The organism is Ruegeria sp. C2 (assembly GCF_056537765.1).
On the sequence record NZ_JBQFRZ010000014.1, the window covers coordinates 38,119 to 61,323 of the forward strand.

23 protein-coding genes are annotated in these 23,205 nt (G+C 58.2%); 13 read left to right on the forward strand and 10 right to left on the reverse strand.

The window, feature by feature from the left end; all coding sequences use genetic code 11:
• The first annotated feature begins 21 nt into the window (after positions 1-21).
• On the forward strand, positions 22-912 hold the full coding sequence (locus ACR0IV_RS20920) for a LysR substrate-binding domain-containing protein (RefSeq protein WP_480660943.1): 891 nt from the start codon (positions 22-24) through the stop codon (positions 910-912).
• Here ACR0IV_RS20920 and ACR0IV_RS20925 read toward each other — a convergent pair.
• The 3 genes from ACR0IV_RS20925 to ACR0IV_RS20935 are packed head-to-tail and all read right to left on the reverse strand — an operon-like array spanning position 899 to position 3,110.
• Positions 899-1,471 (reverse strand): thiamine pyrophosphate-dependent enzyme, encoded by a 573-nt coding sequence (locus tag ACR0IV_RS20925; RefSeq protein ID WP_480472227.1) that lies wholly within the window; start codon positions 1,469-1,471, stop codon positions 899-901. The two genes, ACR0IV_RS20920 and ACR0IV_RS20925, sit on opposite strands and share 14 nt — an antisense overlap.
• Positions 1,468-2,016: a decarboxylase gene (locus ACR0IV_RS20930; RefSeq protein ID WP_480472226.1), complete on the reverse strand. Its 549-nt coding sequence runs from the start codon at positions 2,014-2,016 to the stop codon at positions 1,468-1,470. The genes ACR0IV_RS20925 and ACR0IV_RS20930 overlap by 4 nt, the downstream gene beginning before the upstream one ends.
• A complete protein-coding gene (locus tag ACR0IV_RS20935; protein WP_480660946.1) occupies positions 2,016-3,110 on the reverse strand; it encodes a pyridoxal phosphate-dependent aminotransferase in 1,095 nt (364 codons plus the stop codon). The genes ACR0IV_RS20930 and ACR0IV_RS20935 overlap by 1 nt, the downstream gene beginning before the upstream one ends.
• A gap of 129 nt (positions 3,111-3,239) precedes the next feature.
• Between ACR0IV_RS20935 and ACR0IV_RS20940 the strand changes: the two genes are divergently transcribed.
• Genes ACR0IV_RS20940 through ACR0IV_RS20970 form a run of 7 tightly spaced genes read left to right on the forward strand, consistent with a single transcriptional unit; the run spans position 3,240 to position 10,893 of the window.
• Positions 3,240-4,265 carry a succinylglutamate desuccinylase/aspartoacylase family protein gene (locus tag ACR0IV_RS20940; protein ID WP_480660948.1) on the forward strand — a complete coding sequence of 342 codons (1,026 nt, stop codon included), beginning with the start codon at positions 3,240-3,242 and terminating at the stop codon, positions 4,263-4,265.
• Entirely contained in the window at positions 4,262-5,722 is a 1,461-nt protein-coding gene (locus ACR0IV_RS20945; protein ID WP_480660950.1) for an aldehyde dehydrogenase, read from the forward strand. Before ACR0IV_RS20940 ends, ACR0IV_RS20945 begins: the two co-directional genes overlap by 4 nt.
• Before the next feature lie 24 nt (positions 5,723-5,746).
• On the forward strand, positions 5,747-7,117 hold the full coding sequence (locus ACR0IV_RS20950) for a Rieske 2Fe-2S domain-containing protein (protein WP_480660952.1): 1,371 nt from the start codon (positions 5,747-5,749) through the stop codon (positions 7,115-7,117).
• Positions 7,114-7,746, forward strand: a complete 633-nt coding sequence (locus ACR0IV_RS20955; protein WP_480660954.1) for a hypothetical protein — start codon at positions 7,114-7,116, stop codon at positions 7,744-7,746. The genes ACR0IV_RS20950 and ACR0IV_RS20955 overlap by 4 nt, the downstream gene beginning before the upstream one ends.
• Positions 7,746-8,372 (forward strand): hypothetical protein, encoded by a 627-nt coding sequence (locus tag ACR0IV_RS20960; protein ID WP_480660956.1) that lies wholly within the window; start codon positions 7,746-7,748, stop codon positions 8,370-8,372. The genes ACR0IV_RS20955 and ACR0IV_RS20960 overlap by 1 nt, the downstream gene beginning before the upstream one ends.
• Positions 8,372-9,562 carry a YlbE family protein gene (locus tag ACR0IV_RS20965; RefSeq protein ID WP_480660958.1) on the forward strand — a complete coding sequence of 397 codons (1,191 nt, stop codon included), beginning with the start codon at positions 8,372-8,374 and terminating at the stop codon, positions 9,560-9,562. Before ACR0IV_RS20960 ends, ACR0IV_RS20965 begins: the two co-directional genes overlap by 1 nt.
• Positions 9,559-10,893, forward strand: a complete 1,335-nt coding sequence (locus ACR0IV_RS20970; protein WP_480660960.1) for an amidase — start codon at positions 9,559-9,561, stop codon at positions 10,891-10,893. Before ACR0IV_RS20965 ends, ACR0IV_RS20970 begins: the two co-directional genes overlap by 4 nt.
• Here the strand turns inward: ACR0IV_RS20970 and ACR0IV_RS20975 are convergent.
• The 5 genes from ACR0IV_RS20975 to ACR0IV_RS20995 are packed head-to-tail and all read right to left on the reverse strand — an operon-like array spanning position 10,847 to position 16,717.
• Entirely contained in the window at positions 10,847-11,779 is a 933-nt protein-coding gene (locus tag ACR0IV_RS20975) for an AEC family transporter (RefSeq protein WP_480472217.1), read from the reverse strand. The genes ACR0IV_RS20970 and ACR0IV_RS20975 overlap by 47 nt on opposite strands.
• Positions 11,780-11,839: 60 nt before the next feature.
• On the reverse strand, positions 11,840-12,337 hold the full coding sequence (locus tag ACR0IV_RS20980; RefSeq protein WP_480660964.1) for a sarcosine oxidase subunit gamma family protein: 498 nt from the start codon (positions 12,335-12,337) through the stop codon (positions 11,840-11,842).
• 1 nt (position 12,338) lies between these two features.
• Positions 12,339-15,209 carry a 2Fe-2S iron-sulfur cluster-binding protein gene (locus tag ACR0IV_RS20985; RefSeq protein ID WP_480660966.1) on the reverse strand — a complete coding sequence of 957 codons (2,871 nt, stop codon included), beginning with the start codon at positions 15,207-15,209 and terminating at the stop codon, positions 12,339-12,341.
• Positions 15,196-15,453: a sarcosine oxidase subunit delta gene (locus ACR0IV_RS20990; RefSeq protein WP_480660967.1), complete on the reverse strand. Its 258-nt coding sequence runs from the start codon at positions 15,451-15,453 to the stop codon at positions 15,196-15,198. Before ACR0IV_RS20990 ends, ACR0IV_RS20985 begins: the two co-directional genes overlap by 14 nt.
• A 13-nt stretch (positions 15,454-15,466) precedes the next feature.
• Positions 15,467-16,717, reverse strand: coding sequence for an FAD-dependent oxidoreductase (locus tag ACR0IV_RS20995; protein ID WP_480660969.1), 1,251 nt, complete (start codon positions 16,715-16,717; stop codon positions 15,467-15,469).
• Between the two features lie 302 nt (positions 16,718-17,019).
• Here ACR0IV_RS20995 and ACR0IV_RS21000 point away from each other — a divergent pair, with 302 nt between their 5' ends.
• A complete protein-coding gene (locus ACR0IV_RS21000; RefSeq protein WP_480660971.1) occupies positions 17,020-17,808 on the forward strand; it encodes a phytanoyl-CoA dioxygenase family protein in 789 nt (262 codons plus the stop codon).
• Between the two features lie 195 nt (positions 17,809-18,003).
• Complete coding sequence (locus tag ACR0IV_RS21005) at positions 18,004-18,480, forward strand: N-acetyltransferase family protein (RefSeq protein ID WP_480660973.1); 477 nt, start codon at positions 18,004-18,006, stop codon at positions 18,478-18,480.
• 34 nt (positions 18,481-18,514) lie between these two features.
• Here ACR0IV_RS21005 and ACR0IV_RS21010 read toward each other — a convergent pair whose 3' ends face one another.
• Together ACR0IV_RS21010 and ACR0IV_RS21015 are read right to left on the reverse strand one after the other, a co-directional pair.
• On the reverse strand, positions 18,515-19,561 hold the full coding sequence (locus tag ACR0IV_RS21010; protein WP_480660975.1) for an aromatic ring-hydroxylating dioxygenase subunit alpha: 1,047 nt from the start codon (positions 19,559-19,561) through the stop codon (positions 18,515-18,517).
• Between the two features lie 96 nt (positions 19,562-19,657).
• Complete coding sequence (locus ACR0IV_RS21015; RefSeq protein ID WP_480660977.1) at positions 19,658-20,587, reverse strand: LysR substrate-binding domain-containing protein; 930 nt, start codon at positions 20,585-20,587, stop codon at positions 19,658-19,660.
• Between the two features lie 96 nt (positions 20,588-20,683).
• Here ACR0IV_RS21015 and ACR0IV_RS21020 point away from each other — a divergent pair, with 96 nt between their 5' ends.
• The 3 genes from ACR0IV_RS21020 to ACR0IV_RS21030 all read left to right on the forward strand — a co-directional run bounded on the left by ACR0IV_RS21020 (position 20,684) and on the right by ACR0IV_RS21030 (position 23,186).
• The gene (locus ACR0IV_RS21020) at positions 20,684-21,769 is read left to right on the forward strand and encodes a hypothetical protein (protein WP_480660979.1); all 1,086 of its coding nucleotides are present in this window, start codon (positions 20,684-20,686) and stop codon (positions 21,767-21,769) included.
• Positions 21,770-21,923: 154 nt separating this feature from the next.
• Positions 21,924-22,865, forward strand: a complete 942-nt coding sequence (locus ACR0IV_RS21025) for a fatty acid desaturase family protein (RefSeq protein WP_480472207.1) — start codon at positions 21,924-21,926, stop codon at positions 22,863-22,865.
• 3 nt (positions 22,866-22,868) lie between these two features.
• Positions 22,869-23,186 (forward strand): non-heme iron oxygenase ferredoxin subunit, encoded by a 318-nt coding sequence (locus ACR0IV_RS21030; RefSeq protein WP_480660981.1) that lies wholly within the window; start codon positions 22,869-22,871, stop codon positions 23,184-23,186.
• Positions 23,187-23,205: the final 19 nt, after the last annotated feature.

Below are 23,205 nucleotides of genomic sequence, written 5' to 3' on the forward strand. Positions count from 1 at the left end.
AGAACGACAGCGTTGCCCCATATGAAGATCACATTCAAACAGGTTGACGCGTTTCGTACCGTTGTATCGACCGGAACGGTGACCGAGGCTGCAGCGATGCTTGGGATATCGCAACCAGCGGTCAGTCGGTTGATTTCGGATTTCGAAGCCGAGGTTGGTTTTCAGCTGTTCCAACGGTCAGGACGGGTATTGGTGCCCACCGATGAAGCCCGGTTGCTGGTAGAAGAGGTGCGCCAGGCCGTCAGCGGTATGGAGCACATCAAAGACTCGGCCGCTGCAATCGGTAAATTCGGTCATGCCCGGCTGAATCTCGTGATCACGCCGGGGGTCTCTTCTCAACTGGCACCCGATCTACTCGGTGAATTCGCAACCGCTTGGCCGCACGCCATGGCGCGCATGGAAATCGCCCCCAGCGACGATGCGGTCGAATGGATGGTATCCCAGAACTATGATTTTGGGATCACGACGACTGAACCGGCCAATCCCTCTTTCGAAAGCCTTGTTATCCGTGACAGCGATGTGTGCTGCGTGCTGCCCACTGGCCACCGTCTGGCAGATAATACAATCGTGCAGGCGCGGGACTTGGAGGGTGAGAACTTCATATCTTACATGCCGTCTTCACGCTTCCGGTTCGAGATCGATCAGTTTTTTGAAGCAAAAGACATCGCACGGCACATGCAGTACGAAACCCGGACCACCGATGCCGTTTGTCGTCTGGTCGCTCGAGGCCTTGGCGTTTCTGTCGTCGGGGCCAGCCTTGAATACCTCAAGACACTACCCGACTGCGTCGCCCTGCCCTTTGCCGCGCCGCTGACGTTTCGGGCAGTATTGTTCTGGTCCAAGAACAAACCACTCACGGCCGTTGGGCAATCTTTTCTGAACATCGTCCAGACGAAAGTCACCCGCGATTGAGCGCCTCGCGAAATGTTTCGCGGGCCTGCGCACTGTGGATATAGGCGTAGTCTCGCGGGTGCGATTCTCCGGCTTGTATCTCCATTGAAACGAATTGCGGGCCGCTGGCCGACAAGACATGTGGCAGTGACTCTGAGAATTGGTCAAGCGCTGTAAAGCGCTGCACTCCGGCATAGCCCGCGGCCCATGCCATGGCCGCAAAGTCGACGCGTTCAGCACCAGGCAAGGGATGTGATCCGTTTACTTCATACACCCTGTTGGCGGACAGGAAATGATACAAGTTGCTGACCCCGGCATTGGCAATCGTCACAAGCGAGCCGAGGTTCATTAGCAAACTGCCGTCCCCGTCCAGAACGATCACCCGCCGGTCAGGATTTGCCAGCGCCAGCCCTAGACCGTGTGAGGATGCCTGGCCCATCGCTCCGACAGCCACGTAGTTCAGATCGCGCGGGTTCAGCGCCAACCAGTCGAAACAACTTTGGTAGACCGCGACCACGATATCTTCTTCGCGTACATGCGGGATCAATGCCTTAAGAGCTGCGTCTCGATACATGATCATGGGGCCTCCGGCGATCGGCCAATCAAGAAGATATGAGGTCTGGACGCCGCATAGGCAGCCTCGACCATGGACGGAATCTGAGCCTCGTCCCCCGGTGCCTCGATCAAAGAATGCGACAGGTTCATCGCGTCCAGAACCGGCTGGATGATCCGAACACCGTACGCGGCCGATTGATCCGGTAGCAGATGCGGTTCTTTCCCTTGCAGGCCAACCATCATGACGATGGGCAATTCGTAGTCGACACCAATCGCCCGGATCGCATTCAATGAATCCATCAAACCGGTCTGCTGCATCATCAGTATTGCCCGCGTGCCGTTGTAAGACATCGCGCCACAAATACTGACGCCTTCATCTTCCTTGCAGATCCGGGTCAGGCGAAAATCGGGATCGCGCGAGATCGGCCATAACAGACCATCGCTGGTCACTATGTCCGGCAGGGCCACAACTTCACCGATGTGGCACGCTTTGATAGCTGCAATGATAGCGGCCCCGGACACATGCGCCACCGACGGCGCGTCGTTGCGGGATTGCGGTGCAGCGACCATCACGAAGCTCCGTCTAGAAACGCGGCGATCCCGCAACGCGCCGCATGCATTTCATGAGGGTGACCAACGGTGATGCGGATGTAGTCGTGGTAAGCAGCCGAGGCGAATCTGCGCACGGCAACGCCACGTTGTCGCAGGAATCGATCGGCCGCTTCGGCAGATTTTCCTTGGTCCGGGAAGCGAACCAATACGAAATTGGCCTGACTTGGTACAACCTCCAACCCCAGAGCACGCAATTCTGTTTCGATCCAGCGCCGTCCCTGCGCGTTGGCTTGGAAAACCGCCTGTGTATGCGCCTTATCTTCCAACGCGGCGATGGCCGCGGCAACCGAAGGAGACGCAACCGGGAACGTCAGCCCGATCCGCCGTACGCTGTCCACAACGTCGCTGGGCCCGTACATCCACCCTACACGTGCCCCGGCCAGCCCGTATATTTTGGAAAATGTCCGGCACATAACCACATTTTCTGAATCCTCGACCAGCCTGTGCGCAGGCTCGTAATCATGGGCGTCGACATATTCTTCATATGCGGCATCAATGATCAGCAAAACATGGTCGGGCAATGCCGCGTGTAGCCGTCGCAACTCGGCCCGGTTCAGGTAGGTTCCAGCTGGGTTTTCGGGATTGGCGAGGTAGACCACGCGCGTACGTTCACTTAACGCGTCGATCATCCGGTCCACCGACGGCTTGAAGCTGTCATCATCAACAGACACGACCTCGGCATCATTGGCATAGGCGTAGTTGGGCACTTTCAGATAGCCATTGGCGCTGCGGATCAGCTCGGTTCCTGGCCCCAGATACGCGCGGGCCAGCCGTGCCAACAGATCGTCCGATCCCTGCCCGGTTGTGATCCGCGCCGCGTCCAGCCCAAAATGCGCGGCAATGGCAGGGGCCAGAATATTGTCTGGATTTTCCATGTACCGCTCCACCGAACTAATGGCCGCACAAGCGGCGGCACGCGCGTTCGGGCTCGGGCCAAAAACGTTCTCATTTGAATTCAGCAGAGCCGCTGGCGGTGGCACGTCTTCGGACGCCCCGCCCACCATATGAGGTTTGATTTTTTCGATTCCCGCTTTCGCGCGCGTCAGAGTCATAGAGTTCCTCCGGCAAAGCCAGGATGGCTTTGCGCCATCGCACTTCATATCACATAATAACAGATTTTTTACAATTCACTTTCAAAAAAATTATGATATGAAGTGGATGCGCCAGCAAAAAGAAATCAGATGACCCGCACAGACTCTCACCAATCCAGCAGGCTGCACCTGACCATCGATCTTGATGCGCCGGGCAGGCAGGTGGGCGATCAGATGCTGAAGTGGTCGGACAATTCGGTGCCGCTGGGCTATCACCCAGTACCGGTGATCAGCCTGAAAGGGCGGCCGGGACCGAGTGTTCTGGTCCTTGGCGGTACGCATGGGGATGAATTCGAAGGACCGGCCGCGATAATGCGGCTCGCGGCGCGCCTGAACTCCGACGAGTTGGCTGGACAGGTGATCCTGATCCCCGGGCTAAGCGCACCGGCGCTGGCGGCTGCGTCCCGTGTCTCTCCGCTGGATGGTCAGAACCTGAACCGTGCCTTTCCCGGAGATGCCGATGGCGGTCCAACCGCAATGCTGGCGCATTTTGTCGAGACGGTTCTTTTGCCACGCGTGGACGCCGCAATCGACTTGCATTCCGGGGGCAAAGCCTCGGTCTTCGAACCCTGCGCATTAGCCGCCCGTACGCAAGACAAGGCGCTCACCTCCGCCAACATGGACCTTGCCCGTGCCTTTGGATTGCCTTTGATCTGGGTGCTGGGCACACATAATGACAATCGATCTGTAAACTCGGCAGCCGAGCGGACCAACACGCCCATGATCGCGACCGAATTGGGCGGAGGAGGAGGAGTTGATCCCGAAATCACCGATCTGGCTGAAACGGGTTTGCTTCGATGCCTCAGGCATCTGGGAATCTTACAAGGCGATAAGCCCGAACCGGCAGCAGCACAATGCGTGGAGATCGCTGACCCGTCACAATCGGTATACGCCCCCGCGGATGGTTTGTTTGATCGGCGCTGTAGGGCTGGCCAATATGTCGAACGTGGTACACTCGCTGGAAGGTTGCATTTCCCGGCGGAGCCTGAGCGTGCATCAATAGATCTGAACTTCTCCGCCTCGGGGTATGTTCTGGCCCATGGCAACCGGGGCGTGGTCTGTCGCGGCGACCTGCTGGCACTGGTGGCACAACCTGCGGTCGGAGACATTGAATGAGGGCGTACACTCCATTCATCTCGGGCGCGTTTGTGGACTGGAGCGGCGAAATGTTGACCAGCGTCGACCCCGCAACAGGTCAAGGGTGGAGCACCATCGCCCGCGGCAATGCCCAAACCGCCGATCAGGCAATCCGAGACGCTGATCACGCCTTTCGCAACGGGCCATGGGCAAAAACGGGCCCAAATGAACGCGCCGATATGCTCGACCGGCTGGCGGATGTTCTGGAACATCGATGGGAAGAGCTTGTAACACCGGAAATCCGCGACAATGGCAAACGGATCACCGAAGTACGGGGCCAGTTTTCCGGGCTGCACACTTGGTTTCGCTACTTCGCCATCCAAGCGCGCAAGCTGGGACCCGAAGCTCAAGTGAACTCCATCCACGGTGTCCACAGCGTCGGCCACCACATTCCCTATGGCGTAGTTGTTGCCATTACGCCGTGGAATTCACCCCTGATGATCCTGGCATGGAAACTGGCCCCAGCCTTGGCGGCGGGCAATACTGTGGTCGTCAAACCATCGGAAATGGCGTCGGCCTCGACTTTGGAATTCGCGCGCTTGGCACATGACGCGGGCTTGCCACCCGGCGTGCTGAACGTCGTCACCGGGCTGGGGCACGAGGTCGGCGAAGCGTTGGTACGGCACCCTCTGACACGCAAGGTCACCTTTACAGGATCCGATCTGGGCGGTCGCAAAGTAGCCGAGGCTGCGGCGGCAGGTGTGATCCCTGCGGTACTGGAACTGGGCGGCAAGTCACCCCAGGTGGTGTTCGCCGATTGCGATCTGGACAACGTGGTCAATGGGATTTTGTCCGGGATCTTCCTGTCCAATGGTCAGACCTGCGTCGCCGGTTCGCGCCTGATCGTCGAGGTCGGTTTGAAAGACACGCTGGTCTCGCGCCTGATCAACCGCGCGCGCATGTTGAAGATGGGCGATCCGATGGACCCTGAAACACAGATCGCACCGCTGGCCAACGAACCCCATCTGCACAAAGTCATTGCGATGATCGACCAAGCCAAAGCCGAACGGGCCGTTTGTGTACTGGACGGGTTGGAATCCACTGCAGGGCGCAGCGGGTTCTATGTCGGGCCGACCATATTCGACGGTGTTTCGCCTGAGATGCAGCTTTGGCGGCAAGAGGTCTTCGGCCCTGTACTGGCAGTCACCAGCTTTGAAACCGAAGACGAAGCCATAGCACTGGCCAATGACAGTGACTATGGTCTGGCCGCAGGGGTCTGGACGACAGACTCCAAGAAAGGCGAACGGGTTGCTGAAGCCGTTGCAGCAGGCACGGTTTACATCAACCATTATCGCAGCGTCGATCCCGCTAGCCCCATCGGCGGGATCAAGCTGTCGGGCTATGGCCGTGAGCTTGGTCCCGACGCCATCAAGGATTTTTGCCAAACCAAATCGATCTGGACCGGTGCCAAACCGATGCCTGATCCCTTCCCCTGACCACCGGCGTGCACGGAGGACGCAATGAACGATCATTTCTCGGCCCCCCAAGGCAATTTCCGCGGCCATGACCAGCAGAATGTCTGGCACGAAACCCCTGACCCTGAGCTGACCGAAGTTGGCCCCGGCACACCTTGCGGTGAGTATCTGCGCCGATTCTGGATGCCGGTTGCGATGACGGACCAGATCGGTGACCTGCCCTATCGCATCCGCATTCTGGGCGAAGATCTGGTTCTGTTTCGCGAAAAGAAAGAGGGCAAGCTGGGGCTGACCCATCTGCATTGCTGCCACCGCAACATGAGCCTTGAGTTTGGTATTGTCGAGGAAGGCGGCATTCGCTGCTCCTATCACGGCTGGAAATACGGGCTGGACGGCACCGTTCTGGAAACCCCGTGCGAACCGCCCGCTTCTCAGGTCAAGAAAAAGGCCTGTCTTGGGGCCTATCCGGTGATCGAATACAAGGGCTTGGCCTTTGCCTATTTGGGCCCGGCCAGTGAACAGCCGCCCTTTCCGGTGATGGACACGTTTGACGAAGAGGGCGATGAACTGGTGCCCTACCTCATCAAATCCCCCTGCAACTGGCTGCAAGTGATGGAAAACGCCTGGGACCCCTTCCACGTGGTCTACTTGCACACACTGGCCGTGCGCAGCCAGTTCATCGACGCTTTTGCCGAAATGCCGATGATCGAGTTTCACGAAAGCCAGACGGGCGATTTCTACACCAATGTCCGACGCTTCGAGGATATCGTCTGGGTCCGGATACATGACCACATGCTGCCGTCGTTCACACAGAATGGGGGTCATTTCCCGGTTCCGGATGGGCCGCGCTATTTTGGGCGCTGTGGGTTGTCGCGCTGGATCACCCCAATTGACGATACCAACACGATGGTCATCGCCTGGCGACATTTCCGGGATGCGGCGGCGAATGACGACCCCAAGGGGCTGACGGACAAAAGCAAGGTTGGCTACGGCATGACAGATTTCTATGGCCAAGACCCGGACCGTCCCTATGAAATGCGCCAGCGTGATCCGGGCGACTACGATGCCTGGGTAAGCCAAGGGCCAAAGAACATCCATGCGCGCGAAAACCTCAGCTTTACCGACCGGGGTGTCGCCAAGGCGCGCCGTCTGCTGCGCAACGCCATTCGCGCCCTGCAAAACGGTGAACGCCCGCCGCAACCCGCCGATAATTTCGCAGGCAAGGTGATCCCGACCTATGCCGGGGATACGATGCTGCGCATTCCGTTGCAGAAGGGTCGCGACGATGGGGCGGTGCTGAAAGAGATTTCGCATCAAGTGGCCGAGATCTACAAATCCGGCGACCATCTTCAGGGCGACGCCCGTAGGGCGTTCATCATCGACGCCCTCAAAGACTACGAGGCAAGCTGGTCATGACCACACGCATTCCCCACAACCCCGGCCGCGTTGACTGGTCCGGCGAAAACCCGGGCATCTATCTGAAGCGGGACCCCGGACAGGATTATTACGACACTCTGGCGCTGTTTTTTCGGGTGGCTCTGTCGCCCTATGGGCGCGGGAATGCAGCGTTGATCCTAGGTGCTCCGGATCAGGCGCAGGGCTGGCCGCAAGTGCCCAACCTGATCATGACCGACAACCAGCGAATGATGCGCTGGATCGTTGATGGCTGGGTGACGAAAATGCCAACCTTTATCGGCAAGGCCGGGCTAAGCGCAATGACATGGCTGGATTGCGACAGCGTGGAAAAACGTCCCGGCGACTTGAAATCCCGGTACTCCGAAACCCTGCGAGGATCGGGCGTGACGGTCGAGATGATCTGGCAGGATATGGGCCCACCTTTGCCAGTTGAGGTGACCAAGGAAAACTCGGCCACCAAAGCGCATGAGATGTATTCTGTGTTCCTTGAGGCCAAAGCGGCACAGATTGTGATCAACGGCACCCCTCTGCCCGGTCAGGTTGCCAGCCGCCAATTCTTTGGTCGCACCATGTCGACCGCCTTTCTGGCCTTCTCTGAGACCTGGGTGACCCCGCAGGAGGATCTGTGATGCCTTTGAATGAACCGATCACCCCCGGCACCGTTGATTGGACCGGCGAAAACCCCGGCATCCTGCTGAAAGACGACAACGACAATTTCTCGGCTATGGCACTGTTTTTTCGCGTGGCATGGTCTCCGGTAGGTCAGGGTCAGGTTTTGCTGCTCTACGGAGCACCGGATCGGATTGAGGGACCCCTCGACGCACCAAACGTGATCCTGAGTGACAATCCAGACCTTACGGCGTTTCTGAAGACCAATTTCATCAGCAAACTGGCCGCTTTCGCCAACGCCCCAGCCTTTGCAACCCTACCCGAGATCGGCGCGCAGGTCGTACGCTCAACCGGTGATCCCATGAGCCATCGCTATACCGAGACCATCGTCGGCGAGAACCTGACAATTGAGCTGATCTGGGAGGGGTTCGAACCACCCCGCGCGCTGGAATTGTCTCCGCATGAGGTCGCCTCGGGCGAGCAGAACATGTTCTCGCTTTTGGTGCCCGCACATTCGGCGCAGATCATCGTCAATGGCCACCCGTTGCCGGGCAAGCTGGGCACACGTGTACAGGCCGGATACGAGACGACGACTGCATTTCTGTATTTCTCGGAAACTTGGATCATTCCACCAGAGGGCACGTGATGCTGCATCCGGCCGATCAATTAGCCTTTGACCGGGCAATGGTGACGCAACCGGTCTGGAACCGGTTCAATACGGCATCTGAGGCGCTGGGCCTGGATGAAAATGTGCTTCTGCACGCCGGTCCTGCCTTTGCCAACCCGGATCAGATCACTGTACCGATCCTGAATTCGGCCTGTGTTGCTGCCGTCTGGCAAGGTCTGGCGAAGGATTTTGATCAGGCCGAGGCGATGATCAGCGGGGGTGAGATCGTTTTGAAGCCTGCGCAGGACCACGACGTCGTGACACCTCTGGCTGCCGTGGTCTCGGCCGATATGCCGCTGCACACGATCTATGATGCATGGCGCGGGCAGCAACGGGTCTATGCACCGATCAACGCAGGCAGTCGCCCCGCGATGCGGCTGGGGCTGCGGTCCGAGGCGGTTCTGGATCATATTCGATGGCTCAACACCCGGTTTCTGGATGTTTTGGAGAAAGGGCTTGCCGAGGGAATCGCACTGGTACCACTGGCCGTAATCGGCTTGTTGGGCGGGGATGACTGTCACGGGCGTACGCCTGTGGCCGCGCAGGCACTGATTGCAGAACTCGAGGATCGAACGCCCGGCGGGATCACCGATCACGATGTGCTGGCGTTCATTAACAGCTCGCCCTCACTGTTTCTGAACCTGTGGATGGCCGCCACCAAGTGCATGATGAAACTGGCCGAAGGGATTGACGGTTCCAGCTTTGTAACGGCGGCAGGCGGCAATGGGCGAGAGGTCGGCATTCAGGTTTCTGGCCTTACGAACCAATGGTTCACGATTCCGGCCGGCACGCCGAAAGGCACATTCGATGTGGACTTGCCAAAAGACCGAGCCTTGGGCGCGATTGGTGACAGCGCCGTGGTCGAAGCCTTTGGACTGGGCGCAATGGCCATCGAATTGAGCCCCGAACAGCAAAAAGGGCTTGGTGCCTATCTGCCCGATGACGCACAAGCGCGCATGTCGGGCCTATCGGTTGGGGCGCACCCTTATTTCCGAGCGTTGGATGTAAGGTTGGGCAGCACGGCGCGTGGTGCTGTTGCGCAGGGGTCGGGACCAGTGATCGGCTTAGGTATCCTTGACCGGCTGGGTCAAGCCGGACGGTTGGGTGGTGGCATCTACGACATGCCCGTCACACCGTTTGCAGCAGCGTTGAAAGCGTTGGAGGCATGATCGCGCTGAATCAACACTCTGCCCATGTGCTTGCCGCGATGATCCAGCGGGGTGAGGTGAAACCGTCCGAGGTGATGGCCGCACATCTGGACCGGATCAAAGATCGTGAACCTGTCATCGGGGCCTTCCAGACCCTCGATGCGGCGCGCGCCATGGAGCGGGCCTATGCCGCCGATGCACTCCCCTCTGGCGGCGCGCTCCATGGCGTGCCTTTTGTGATCAAGGACATCATCGACACAGACGAAATGCCAACAGGGTGGGGCAGCGACCTGTATGCCAGGCGGAGCCCAGAGCGCAATGCGGCCTGTGTACAGGCCTTTCTAGACGCCGGTGCAATACCGATCGGTAAAACCGTCACTACCGAATTTGCCTATTTCAGACCGGGCAAGACCGCCAACCCGGCCAACCCAGCACACACTCCTGGTGGGTCGTCATCCGGCTCGGCCGCGGCTGTGGCCGATTTCATGACACCGCTCGCATTCGGGTCTCAAACGGCCGCGTCGCTGATCCGACCTGCCGCCTATTGCGGGGTATGCGGGTTCAAGCCAACGACCGGACGGTATGATCTGACGGGTGTCATGGGGCTGTCCGAAAGCCTTGATACGCTGGGTATTCTGACCCGTGACCCTCGGGACCTGGCTCTGTCCGACGCTGTGTTGCGCGGTACAGACCTGCGTCCGCCACCTGAGTTCGATGATGCCCTGCCCCGGATCAGCTTAATGCGCGGCCCATATTGGCAGGACGGCTCAGTCGAAATGCGGGATACCTGCACGCGCGCCCTGGGCGCCATTGCCGCCACCGGCGCTGAGGTCGGAGAGATCGCCCACCCGCCTGTTTTTTCCGAACTCACTCAGGCTCAGATCGCTGTTATGGGGTACGAGGTCGCGCGACAACGCGCGACGGAGTACGCGGTCGGCGTTCCCGGTATCAGCCCGCAGTTTCATGAGCTTGTCACCGCAGGTTTGGCAGTCAGCGACAGGGAATACCGTGCAGCTCTGGACCTGCGGGACCGTGCAGATGCGATGCTGGATCAAATGTTCCGCGACATAGATGCGCTTTTGGTTCCCTCTGCGCCCGGACCGGCCCCTATGGGATTGGAGGCGACCGGAGATCCGCTTTATTCTCGCATGTGGAACCTGTTGCAAGTGCCGTCGGTGGCGCTGCCCTTTGGGACCGATCAAAACGGGCTGCCACTAGGCATTCAACTGATCGGACGAAAAGGTGGTGATGCCCGCCTATTAGATACCGCGGCCTGGGTTCACCAACATCTATCGCGATTAGCCATCACGGGATCAGCGGCAACAGCACGGCGAGCGAGACCGGAATGCTGACGGCGGCAATCAGCGTCTGTAGCGTAACAATAGCCGCCATCAGCGGTGCATCACCACCCAGTTGCTTGGCCAGCGTGTAGGACGAGGCACCTGTCGGCACGACCGAATAGACGACCGCAATCTGCAGCACATCGCGTGGCAGCCCGGTCAGCAAGCCGATCACCAGGACCGCGACAGGAAACACAACCATCTTACCTGCAAAGGCAAGGATCAAAGGCAGCGTGCTGGCAGCCATAGCACGAACCCTCAGATTGGCCCCCACCGCAAGCAAGGTAATCGGCAAAGCCCCCGCCCCCAAAACATCCGTTACATCATGCACGACCGCGATCCTGTCCCCGATCAACTGGTTGGCGCAAACCGCCAGAAAGATCGAGATCACGTATGGATTGCGCGCCAGTTCTCGCAAAATGGCGATGGGCAGGCTATTGGCGCGGTCGCTTTTCAGCGCACCGACCATCAAGATGACCATCACGATATTGGTCGTCGGCACCAATATCGCCGTTGCAAGAATAGCGATGTCCAGTGCCGCCGGCCCGTACAGATTGGCCGCCAGTGCAAGACCAATGAATGAATTGTGCCGCGCGCTGCCTTGCAAAATCGAAGTCGCCTGAGGCGGTGCGAACCCCAGCAGACGGGCGGAGACAACTGCAAACACAAGTGCCGCCACAAACCCGCCCAGAATAGCCATCGAATAAAGCCCCAAAGCCGACTTGTCCAAAGGTGACAGTGAGATTTTGCTGAACAAAAGGCAGGGCATCAGAACCCAATAGACAAGCTTGTCATTCAGGTTCCAGAAATCGGTACTGGGAATACCGCCTTTGCGCAGGGCAAGCCCCAGCGCAATGATCAGGAAGATCGGCAGGATTGAGGTCAGCGTCATCAGCATTGCGGCATCTCTTTCACCCCGGTGATTACCGATCCGCTGTGCCGCCCCGCGCCTGTTGGGTCAAGCCATGGCCCGCGCCAGATAGTCGTCGATCATGTCACCAAAGCTCTGTTCGACCGCGAACTCGAACCCGTCCTGATACCGCATCACCAGTGCCTTGAGGCCAAAAACCTCGGAATAGGTCACTGCATCCGGTCCGAACACGCTGTCATGCAGGTCCAGCGGGCAGGCAATCGCCATGATCTCGGCCGCATCGGGACCAGTAACGCGGAAAAAGGTCATCGTGTCCGAAACCCGAACGATACTGATATCAGCCGGGCAGTCCGTGGGTTTCAACTGGGCCTCCAGAGCCTCTTCCCGCGCCAGCGGCGCTCGGGCGATCCAATGATCACGACCGACATAGAAAAGCTCCGTCCCCTCTTCTTCCGTCCGGTGATTGGCACGGTCCGGAAAACCCGGCAATGTATCGCCAACCCAGGCCCCGACCGCCTCAGCCGCTCCCTTGAGGTCGAACAACGCGGTCAGCCCGCAGCGTTGAACCGTAACATCGTAGCTCATCTCAGGACCTCAGTAGTTTGCCTTCGGGATCGTGGAACACCGGTTTCGTCACCTTGACCGGGATCACATCATCCTTCAGCCGGACATGGGCGGTTTCGCCCTGACGCGCATGGCCGTTTTCCAACAGCGCCAGCCCGACCCAGCGGTTGTTCACCACGCTCCAGACACAGGCCGTAACCAGCCCGTCTGTCGCCTCTTTCCGGCCTCCCGGCGTCAGGGGCGCGCCTTCTGGGATTTGCCGGTTGGGATCTTCTGGCAGGATGCCCACCAACTCGCGCCGTGGCGCACCGCGCGATCGGCGCAGCTCAATCGACCGTTTGCCCAGATAATCCGACTTTTTCTTGGACATCACCCAACCCATACCCAGATCATAAGCATCGACGGTCCCGTCAACCTCGTGTCCCAGTGACAGAAACCCTTTTTCGACCCGCAGCACATGGCTGGATTCCGACCCTACAGGCAGAATGCCAAAGGGCGTGCCGGCTTCCATCACCTTTTCCCACAGCTCGGCCATGTGGCGGGGGGCGACATTCACCTCAAAGGACAGCTCTCCGGTAAAACTTACGCGCACGACCCGAGTCGGCACTCCGGCGACAGTGCCTTCGCGGAAGGACATGAACGGAAACGCCTCGGGTGAGAGGTCAATATCGGTGCCAAGCGCCAGCATCACTTCACGCGCTTTGGGGCCGCATATGGTGGCATTGTTCCACTGGCTGGTGACCGTAGTGATCATCACCTGCCAATCGGGAAACTCGGTCTGCAGCAGTTTCTCCATATGCTGGTTCACCGCATCCGCATGGCCGGTCGAGGTCGAGATTAGCCAGCGATGCTCATCCAGTCGAAAGGCCACGCCATCATCCAGGATCAGGCCATCCTCGGTCAGCATCAAGCCATACCGCCCATCACCCGGTTTCAGGCTGGACATGATGTTGGAGTAGACGAAATCCAGGAATTTCGGAACGTCTCGCCCTTTCAATTCGAACGTCCCCAGCGGCGAGCCGTCATAGACACCCACGCCCTCACGCACGGCACGACATTCGCGATTCACCGCCTCTTGCAGACCTTCGTTGGGTTTCGGAAAATACCCCGGACGCCGCCAGCGGGCTCCGGCTTCGTACATCACCGCACCATTGTCCTTATTCCACTGGGTCACAGGGGTATGACGATACGGGAACAGCCTCCAGCCTTCGCGCAATCCACCTATCGCGCCGAAGGACACCGGGGTGTATGGTGAACGAAAGGTTGTTGTGCCGACCTCTTGCAGCGGCAGACCCTTTTCCATCGCGACAGTGCCGATGATGTTGATATTGCCGGTCTTGCCTTGATCAATGCCCATGCCACCGGTTGTATAGCGTTTGACATGTTCGACATTGTCATAGCCTTCGCGCAGGGCCAGATGCACATCACTGACCGAGACATCATTCTGAACGTCCAGAAACGCCTTGCCGCGCTGACCGGCAACATCCACCCGCCAAAGCGGCTCAATCGCATAGGTAAAGTCTTCACCCCCATCGACAATCTGATCAAGCGTCAGATTACCCGCCGCCGCGCCCACGGCTCGACAGGCCTGCGCCGCCTGATCGGGACAGAAGGCCGCCAGATCCTCGTCAAACCGTAACGTGCTACGGGACTGAGACCACAGATGCACCGTTGGGCTCCACCCGCCGGAACACGCCAGCAGGTCGCAGTCGATCCAAACTCCTGCTCCACCGGTTTTGGGCACAGCCTTTACAGCGCGGACACTCTTGTGCCCTCGAACCTCACTGACGACGGTCGCGACATGCACTGTGACCCCGGACACCAAATCCAACGCCGCCTGTGGCACCTTGTTACGACTGTCAAGGATCGCCTCGACCGTGACGCCTGCGGCAGCCAAATCTGCGGCCACTGCATAAGCGCTGTTGTTGTTGGTAAACAGCACCACGCGCTGTCCGGGCATCACGCCCCAACGATTCACATATGCTTGCACGGAAGAGGCCAGCATCACGCCGGGGCGATCATTGTCGCCGAATACCATCGCGCGTTCGGTGGCGCCGGTTGCGGTCACAACCTCGGCTGCACGAACCCGCCAACTGCGTTCAAGGATCCCATCCTGCTCGGGGTCACGCTCATTGACAATCATCAGATTGTGCTCGCGATAAGCCCAGACGGTTGCATTTTGCAGATGGGTCACGTTCTGCATCCCATCCAGCTCGGCCACAGCATCGGCCACCCAATCCATCGCCGGGCGGCCCCCGATGGTCAGGTTCCGATTGAGCAGGCTACCGCCAGCCTCGGTCCCCTCATCCGCCAAAAACACCCGCTTGCCCGCACGCCCTGCTTCAAGCGCTGCTTGCAATCCGGCGGGACCCGCCCCGGCGATCAGCACGTCGGCATGGGCATGCCGTGCCTCGAAATGACCCTTGGACGGAGGTTTGGACGGAGCAGCAGCCAGACCGGCGGCCTTGCGGATCGAAGGTTCAAACAGGTGCCAGTTGGGCCATTTGAATGTCTTGTAGTAAAACCCGGCCGGGATGAACCGTGTGAATAGCTGGTTGATACCACCCAGATCGAACTCGGGCGAGGGCCAGCAATTGACCGACCTTGCGCTCAGGCCGTCGCGCAGCGGTATGGTGGTCGCAGGGCGGTTGCCCGAGGCATCTTCGCCATCCAGTTCAACCAAAGTCGCAGGTTCCTCGGGTCCATGACCCATGATCCCGCGCGGGCGGTGATATTTGAAACTGCGCGCGGTGACACGAACACCGTTGGCCAGCAGAGCCGAAGCGAGCGTATCCCCTTCGTAACCCTCATAAGGCTTGCCGTTGAACGTAAACCGCACAGGGCGGTTTCGGTCGATACGCCCACCCGAAGCGCGGCGGTTACTCTGTGCCATCGGGTGCCTCCACAATGTCATGGGTCCGGGTGTCGCGCCAGATCGTGAACCATTCACCGCACCCGCGCGCGTGCCACCATTTTTCTTGGACCGGCCCCAGCGGATTTGGCGTTACAGTCAGATATTCGACCCATTCTGCATCGCTGACCGCATTGGGGTCGGGACGATCCGCCTCAACCGGTCCCCCATAGATGAATTCGCTTTCATTACGCTTGCCACAGAACGGGCAGGTTATAAGCAACATGATCCGTCCTTTCCTATCGCGCAGTGGTGGTGCCAGCTTCCATTACGAAATCCAGATGCCGGAACCGACCGAGCGTGAAGGGCGCCATCAGCGGGTGCGGTTGTTCCTTGGCAACCAGATGCGCCAGTGTCAGTCCGCCCGCCGGGATCGCCTTGTACCCGCCCCACCATCCGGCGGTGACGAACAGGCCCGGAACTTCGGTCTGGTCCATGATGGGTGAGGCATCATGCGCAATATCCAGATGCCCGCCCCATTGCCGCATCAGCTTGAGCTTTTTGAAGCTTGGGAACAGAGACAGCATCGCGGTCACTGTATCCTCGAAAACGTGCTGTTTGATGTCGCGGCGAAAGCTCTGCCCCATATCGGGTGCCCCGCCGATTACCATTTCGCCCTTGTCGGACTGGCTGAAATAGAACCCGCTGTCGGGGCAATTCACGATCACGTCGACCAGCGGCTTCACCGGCTCGGACACAAATGCCGTCAGGTTTATCGTCCGCAAAGGCAGTTTCAATCCGACCGTCTCGGTCAACGTTGTCGTATGCCCCGAAACGGCCACCACCACCTTGCTTGCCTTAACGACGCCGCGATTTGTCTCAACCCCTTCGATCCTGCCATCTGCCCCGCGTATCAGGGATTGCACTGCGGTTTGCTGGTGAATTTCAACCCCGCGCGCGTCCGCCGCGCGCGCATAGCCCCATGCCACGGCGTCATGCCGGTTCACACCCGCATCCGTATGCACCATCCCGCAGATCACCGGCAGGCGTGCATCAGGCCCACCCCCAGTCAGCGCCGGAATGCGTCGGCGCAATTCCTCGGTCGTGATTTGCTCATAGGTCGAGCCGTAAATATCCATCGTCAACTGCCGCCTGCGCAACTCACGCAGTTTGGGCCAGGTCTGCACCACATCCACCATGGTGCGCTTTGAGTGCATCATGTTGAAGTTCAGCTCATCCGTGAGCCCTTCGTACATGGCAACGGATTTGACGTAGAACGGAATCGACTCGTCCCGCATGTAATTCGAGCGGATCGTGACGGTGTTGCGGGCGATGTTTCCGCCCCCAAGCCAGCCGCGCTCAAGCACCGCAACGTTTGTGATGCCGAATTCCTTGGCCAGATAGTAGGCGGTTGCCAGCCCGTGGCCCCCCGCCCCGATCACAACCACATCATACTGATCTTTCAGCGGTGGGCTGCGCCAGGCCAGTTGCCAGTTACGGTGGCCGGACAGCGCATTCCGGGCAAGAGAGAAGATGGAGTATCTTTGCATGATAGTAATAATATTTATTAATATGCACTTTTCGTCAATGAGTTTTTGCCCGTTTGCCTTCGATAGCTCGATAAGCTCAGCCCTATGCGGTTTTGAAAAATTCAGGTAATGTATAGCCATGAGTTTACGCGTAGCGCAGTTCCATCAACGCCTCGCCGGCAAGTGGTCGGCGCGGTCACTATGGCCCTGCTTCATCATCAACTGCCGCAGCTCACCTGCCTTGTAACGCCAGATCAACCGGGCGCGATGCGCCCTCTATCTGTAACAGCCTCAGAGGGTGAGGCGATGGAAATGGACGTTACATGACACACAATTCTGACCTGAAATCCATTCAGGAAACGTATGCGCGCGACGGCGTCGTGCTGTTGAAACACGTATTGTCGAAGGACTGGTTGAACAAGCTACGCCAGGCCGTCGACGACGAAACCGCCAAAGGCGACCGCTATTTTGCCTACAAGAATATGCGCGAGCATCCGGGTGTGTTTCAGGAATATTGCCTGAGCTCGGATATCGGACGACGCGTGGCCGAGGTGGCTGACAGCCCATGGACCTCGCTGATCTACGATCAGATTTTTGCGAAAGAGCCAGGAACCAGAACCCAAACGGGTTGGCATACTGATCAACCCTATTGGCCGGTCGCGGGGCCTATCATGACAATGTGGATTGCATTGGACCCAGTGGACCCAGACAACGGAGCATTGGAATTTGTCCGCGGCTCACACGCGTGGGGTGCCAAGTACCGACCCTTTAAAACCGACCAGCTTGGTGCATTCCTGCATTATCTTGAGGAAGACAATCCCGACTATATCGACATGCCGGATTTCGAGGCCAATCGCACCGCGTATGACATCTTTCACTACCCGAAAATGGAACCCGGAGATGCGCTGGCTTTTGACGGCATGACCGTGCACTCAGCGATGGGAAACCGAACCTCGACGCGACGCAGGCGCGGCTATGCGATCCGCTTTGCTGTAGACGGGGCAACTTACCAACCGCGCGACTCTGTGACCGAATGGCTGCATGACGACAGCCTAAGCCCCGGTGCGCCCTTCGCCGGGGGGCGGTTTCCGGTGATCTACGGTGCGGCATAACCCCTAGTCATGTCTTCGGTAACTTGACGTTTGCCTGCCGAAAACGGATGGTTGGGTCATGATCATCATGACCCAATCCTTCGGACGCTATTACAACGCCCCCTAAAGTGGAGCGGTCAATGATGTTTAGTCTGAAAGTGCCGCCACAGTGCGGCATTTTTCGTTTCGCTTCTGTGGCCCGAACAGGAGGTGACGATGGAGAACACAAACTCAGACCCGATTGTGCAAATTCGCGACGCAGAGCTAAGTGATCTGTCTCAGATACTAACGATGATCCGCGCATTGGCCGAACATCACGGCGATGTTCCAGATGTCAACGCGTCAGATTTGAAACGTGATTTGTTCGCCAATCCGCCTTGGATTTATGCCCTGGTCGCCGAATTGGGCGATCAGATCGTCGGCTATGCCGCGCTTTGCCCTTTGGCCCAGTTGCAGGTGGGGCTGCGCGGCATTGATATACATCATCTCTTTGTCGAGCGGTCGTTTCGGGGCGTGGGGATCGGACGGCAACTGATCGAAGGGTCCAAACGTAAGGCGCGGGCTCTGTCCTGTCGTTACATGATGGTCGGTACACATCCCGATAATTCAACCGCTCAAGCTGTCTATCTGTCCTGTGGATTCGAGCAACGACACGGAACACATCCAAGGTTTCGCATTTCCCTTGATGCCTGACCGCATTGGGGCTTTGGACCGCTTGTCTCGCGCTTCATGCCTGAACTGTGAGTTCTACCGGGTCAACCTCGGCTTCGATCGCTCGATCCAGTGTTTTGCGGAACAGTTTTGCGCCCGCGTCCAACCCCAAGTCTATATGGGGCGTTTTGGCGTGTTTCATGCCCAAATGCACCTTCTCCAGAACCTCCTTGTCCTCAAGAAACGCCATTCGAGCACCGTCATTCATGAATTTGGAAACCTCAGCATTCTCAGGATCTGAATTGCGATGCTGGAACCAGAAATACCGTGTTCGGTCCTCATCAATCGGAGTCATGAAATTGTAAGAGATGTTGATGAACGTCTCGGCAACCGCTTGCTTGTCATACCCTCCGGTCCCGACGGGCGTATAGATGGATTTGTTCAAACCAATCGCAGGCATACACATTTCGTAATGCTGTAACCTGTCGCAATCCCCTTCGAATGCCACCAGCTTGGCATAGTACGGCGAGGGCGGCTTGTTCTCGATCCAGCGTGAGACGATCACACCACGATCCGTTCTTTCGACATTCAGTGGCTCTTCGTCTGTACCAGCCCCTGCAAAGGACGACACATGAACCCAGGCCACATGGCTGGGGTCAAGCAGATTGTCACAGACCCAAAGGTAATGGCAGTCGATATCCATCACGCCACCGTCGGTCTTACCCCAGCTTGGATCATCAAAATTTTCAATCGGAAATATTTTGTCGGGGTCGGCCAATTCCGGATCTCCCATCCAGATCCACAAGAAGCGGTAACGATCCAACACCGGATAAGATTTAACGACTGCGCGGCGCGGGGTCATGCCGCGCTGGGTCGGACTGTCAGTGCATTTTCCCGAGCAATCGAATTTCAGACCATGGTAACCGCATTCCACCATATCGCCGATCAGATTGCCTTTGGACAGCGGCAGTTTGCGGTGCGGGCAGGCATCCTCAAGCGCGACCGGGGTGCCGTCCTGTTGGCGGTAGAACACAATGTTTTCACCAAGAAACGTCTCGGCCTTCAATTCGCGTCCGATATCCTTGCTCCAGGCGGCGACGTACCAGCAGTTTCTCAGAAACATCGATAGGCTCTCCATTTGGTCAGATGGCTTACAACAGTATGGGTGGTAGAGGCCCCCTGTGCCATGCCGGAAAGGTAATATCTTGTATAAGCCTGGCTAATTTGAAGCGGTGGCTGGACCAGGGATCTCCGGTTGTGCCTCGACCTCGGCATGAATCCAGTTCAGGAATTCGGCTACCTTCTCACTATCTTTGGCTTCCTGTGATCGCACCAACCAATAGGACAGCGGGGATTGCGTCATCTCGGCGAAGGGGCGGATCAAACGACCATCCGCCAACATATCAATGACCAGCGGCTCTCGCCCCAAAGCCACACCCAAGCCTTCGATTGCGGCCTGAACAACCATGTTCGATTGCCCCAGCCGACGGGTTCGCATCGCGTTCGGCAGTGTCAGGCCGCACTGCCGCGCCCAGAACTCCCAAGTCGGGCTGGCTGCCCCGTGATGCAGATTCTCATCTATCAGCATGGTGTGCCGCGCCAAATCCTCGATCCTGTGCAAATCGGGGCGCAAGCCGGGCGCGCAAACCGGAAACAACCGTTCGCCCATCAACAAATCCACCTCAAAGCCGGGATACTCGCCCAACCCATAACGAATACCGACATCCGCATCTGCCCCGGAAAACGGATATTGTCCTGTATCCGTCGCGATCGAAATCGACAGGTCAGGGTGCGCCATGTCAAAGCGCAAGAGCCGCGGGAACAGCCAATTGAACGCAAAACCCGGCAAGCAAGAAATCACGATCGTCCGATCGGTCCGCGTCTTGTCCCGAAGCTGCGTGCACACGTCTGAAATGCGCCCCAACCCTTCCGAGATTGCAAGCGCAAGTTGCTCGCCCTCGCGTGTTGGGCGCGACTGACGCGCGCCGCGCACCAGCAGGTCCCGGCCCAGCCACTCTTCCAATGAACGGACATGCTGGCTGACGGCACTTTGGCTTACGCCCAGTTCCGCTGCGGCGGTAGAAAAACCCGAATGCCGAACCACCGCCTCGAAGGCGCGCAGCGCGGAGTAAGGCAGGTTCAGGATCATATTAGCCACCCTAATGCCAACCATTATCACATTCAAATGGATTGGGCGTCCTTCCGCAGCTTACTTTATGCCCACCCGAACCCGCAGGAAACGCCAATGTCGGACATCACACCCGAGCGCGGAGCGCGCAATCTCTTGTCAAACTGTGCCCATGCAGTGGCCGGGGAACGGCTGTTGATCGCCTATGAACCGCCCGAGTTCGGATATTTCGATGCCGATAGCGTAGCTATCGTCTCAGGCGTTGCCCGATCCATGGGTCTTTCCGTCGACGCCGTGGATGTGGGATTCAATCCCGGCAATCCACATCTGTCGCCCGAGTTGCTGTCCCGGTTCGAAGATGCCGACATCATTCTGTTTCTGGCGCGGCTGGGGGATCAGCTGAGGTTCTCAGACATGCCGCAAGGCAAGAAGGTCATCGTCAGCTTCGCCCTCAGCCGAGAGCTGTTCGGGTCAGGGTTCTCGAACGGGCATCACGATGCGTTCATGGAACTCAAAGCCGGAATAAATGCAGTGCTGAACACCGCAGAGGACGTGCGCTTTACCTGCCCCTTGGGCACGGATGTACGAGGTCGGCCAGAGATGAACCTGGACCCATCCGGCGACACCTCGATCCTGCGGTTTCCAATGTCGGTCTTCACGCCGGTTCCGGCGCACAGCTTCTCCGGCCGCGTGGCATTGACGTTCCTGACCGGGACGGGGTCGAAATACTATGACGACTATACCGTCGAGTTTGACCACCCGATTTTTGCCAACTTCAACAACGGTCGCCTGATCGGCTTCGAAGGCCATCCTGCAGACGCCGCCCAAGCCGAAGCGCATTATGACCGGGTTGCCGAGCAGTTCGGCATTGACCGCAACTTCGTGCATTCGTGGCACGCGGGTATTCACCCGGGCTGCGGCTATCCCTGGGACATGCGCGACAATTACGAGCGCTGGGGTGGTGCCGCCTTTGGCAATCCGCGCATCCTGCATTTCCACACCTGCGGAGCCTACGCTCCGGGCGAGATTAGTTGGAACGTATTCGACCCGACCATTGTGATAGACGGCGTGACCTACTGGGAAAACGGGATTTTCCATGCCGACCGTTTGCCCGGTGGATCCGAGATACTGGAGCGTTACCCCTGCGCCGCCGGGTTGTTTGTCAGCCCGGACATAGATATCGGACTGCGAAATGCGAGCTAAGCTTTCTGTCTTGATTGAACGCCCCCTGGCACGTTAGCCTGCTAACAATAGCACCCGTCAGAATGGGCGCTATGGTGCGGAGCACTCCCGTCTCCGGTGCCGGATTCCGCGATGAGGGCGCAGCCCCCGCTCCGGCAAATATTGTGGAATTCACATGTCACAAGCAATCGTAACGCCTCTGACTCAGGCTTTGGCCGAAGGTAAATTGACGCGCGAAGAGTTGAAGGGATTCATGCAAAGATCAAACGGGCCCGGCCTGCGCCACCTGGCGCTTTGGATCGCTGTGCTGACCTTCACAACCACCCTCGTCACATTGGCCTGGAACAGCTGGCTGATCTGGCCTGCGATGTTCCTGCAGGGCATTGTTCTGGTTCACCATTTCTCATTGCAGCATGAATGTGTGCATTATACCGTCTTTCGCACGCGCTGGCTGAACGATCTGGTCGGTCAAATCTGCGGTCTGATCATCATTCTACCGCATCGGTTCTTCCGCTACGAGCATTGCGACCACCACACCTATACGCAGTTGACCGGGGAAGACCCCGAACTTATCCCGTTACCCCAAACCATTGGCCAGTACCTGCTGTATCTGTCCGCCCTGCCCTATTGGCGCGGTAAGTTCACCGAACTGTTTCGCCATGCTTTGGGAAATCTCAGCGAGACGGAATTGCGGTTTATTCCAAAGGTCGAACATCAGGCGGTTTATCGCGATGCCCGCCGAATGCTTACCATCTATGCGGCGATCTTTTTGGGTATGGCTATTACCGGTTGGTGGGGTCTGATCTGGTACTGGATCATACCGCTGTTTCTGGGCGAGCCGGTGATGCGCTTTATCCGCATGACGGAACATGTAGGACGCCCAACCGTGGCGCAGATGTCGGAAAACACGCGTACCAATCTGGTCTCGGCACCCTGGGCCTTTCTGTGCTGGAACATGAATTACCATGCCGAGCATCACTATGTGGCCTCGGTTCCGTTTCACGCGTTGCCGCGCCTGCATGAAAAGCTGAAAGACCACATATACGTCGAGCCCGGAGGGTATCTGGCCGCTCACCGCGAGATTCTGCGCCAGATCCAGCACAAGGCAGAGGCGTGATCCATGGCTGATGAAAAACCGTGGAAGGATGTGATCGAGGTGGATCGGCTGGAAAAGAACTGGGTCACACGGGTGGAAGTCGGCAGGCGTCTGATCGCAGTCTATGACACATCTAGCGGGATATTTGCCTCACTGGCACTCTGCAATCATGGCGGCGCGGATCTGTGCGATGGCTATTTTGATGGGCATATCATCGAATGCCCCTTGCATCAGGGTGCGTTCGACGTGCGGGATGGGCGCCCGGTTTCAGCACCAGCGACAAGAGTTATGAAGGTATTCGAAACTCGGGTTGAAAACGGCATGGTGCAGATCAGAGCCTGAACCGGTCTCGCGCTTAACT

Bases quoted from the DNA above. Each gene is read 5' to 3' on its own strand.
- ACR0IV_RS20965 (WP_480660958.1), top strand. From the start codon at position 8,372: ATGCTGCATCCGGCCGATCAATTAGCCTTTGACCGGGCAATGGTGACG.
- ACR0IV_RS20960 (WP_480660956.1), top strand. From the start codon at position 7,746: ATGCCTTTGAATGAACCGATCACCCCCGGCACCGTTGATTGGACCGGC.
- ACR0IV_RS20940 (WP_480660948.1), top strand. From the start codon at position 3,240: ATGACCCGCACAGACTCTCACCAATCCAGCAGGCTGCACCTGACCATC.
- ACR0IV_RS20995 (WP_480660969.1), bottom strand. From the start codon at position 16,717: ATGCAAAGATACTCCATCTTCTCTCTTGCCCGGAATGCGCTGTCCGGC.
- ACR0IV_RS21005 (WP_480660973.1), top strand. From the start codon at position 18,004: ATGGAGAACACAAACTCAGACCCGATTGTGCAAATTCGCGACGCAGAG.
- ACR0IV_RS21020 (WP_480660979.1), top strand. From the start codon at position 20,684: ATGTCGGACATCACACCCGAGCGCGGAGCGCGCAATCTCTTGTCAAAC.
- ACR0IV_RS20970 (WP_480660960.1), top strand. From the start codon at position 9,559: ATGATCGCGCTGAATCAACACTCTGCCCATGTGCTTGCCGCGATGATC.
- ACR0IV_RS20990 (WP_480660967.1), bottom strand. From the start codon at position 15,453: ATGTTGCTTATAACCTGCCCGTTCTGTGGCAAGCGTAATGAAAGCGAA.
- ACR0IV_RS21010 (WP_480660975.1), bottom strand. From the start codon at position 19,561: ATGTTTCTGAGAAACTGCTGGTACGTCGCCGCCTGGAGCAAGGATATC.
- ACR0IV_RS20975 (WP_480472217.1), bottom strand. From the start codon at position 11,779: ATGCTGATGACGCTGACCTCAATCCTGCCGATCTTCCTGATCATTGCG.
- ACR0IV_RS20980 (WP_480660964.1), bottom strand. From the start codon at position 12,337: ATGAGCTACGATGTTACGGTTCAACGCTGCGGGCTGACCGCGTTGTTC.
- ACR0IV_RS20985 (WP_480660966.1), bottom strand. From the start codon at position 15,209: ATGGCACAGAGTAACCGCCGCGCTTCGGGTGGGCGTATCGACCGAAAC.
- ACR0IV_RS20920 (WP_480660943.1), top strand. From the start codon at position 22: ATGAAGATCACATTCAAACAGGTTGACGCGTTTCGTACCGTTGTATCG.
- ACR0IV_RS20950 (WP_480660952.1), top strand. From the start codon at position 5,747: ATGAACGATCATTTCTCGGCCCCCCAAGGCAATTTCCGCGGCCATGAC.
- ACR0IV_RS20930 (WP_480472226.1), bottom strand. From the start codon at position 2,016: ATGGTCGCTGCACCGCAATCCCGCAACGACGCGCCGTCGGTGGCGCAT.
- ACR0IV_RS21015 (WP_480660977.1), bottom strand. From the start codon at position 20,587: ATGATCCTGAACCTGCCTTACTCCGCGCTGCGCGCCTTCGAGGCGGTG.
- ACR0IV_RS20925 (WP_480472227.1), bottom strand. From the start codon at position 1,471: ATGATCATGTATCGAGACGCAGCTCTTAAGGCATTGATCCCGCATGTA.
- ACR0IV_RS20945 (WP_480660950.1), top strand. From the start codon at position 4,262: ATGAGGGCGTACACTCCATTCATCTCGGGCGCGTTTGTGGACTGGAGC.
- ACR0IV_RS20955 (WP_480660954.1), top strand. From the start codon at position 7,114: ATGACCACACGCATTCCCCACAACCCCGGCCGCGTTGACTGGTCCGGC.
- ACR0IV_RS20935 (WP_480660946.1), bottom strand. From the start codon at position 3,110: ATGACTCTGACGCGCGCGAAAGCGGGAATCGAAAAAATCAAACCTCAT.
- ACR0IV_RS21030 (WP_480660981.1), top strand. From the start codon at position 22,869: ATGGCTGATGAAAAACCGTGGAAGGATGTGATCGAGGTGGATCGGCTG.
- ACR0IV_RS21025 (WP_480472207.1), top strand. From the start codon at position 21,924: ATGTCACAAGCAATCGTAACGCCTCTGACTCAGGCTTTGGCCGAAGGT.
- ACR0IV_RS21000 (WP_480660971.1), top strand. From the start codon at position 17,020: ATGACACACAATTCTGACCTGAAATCCATTCAGGAAACGTATGCGCGC.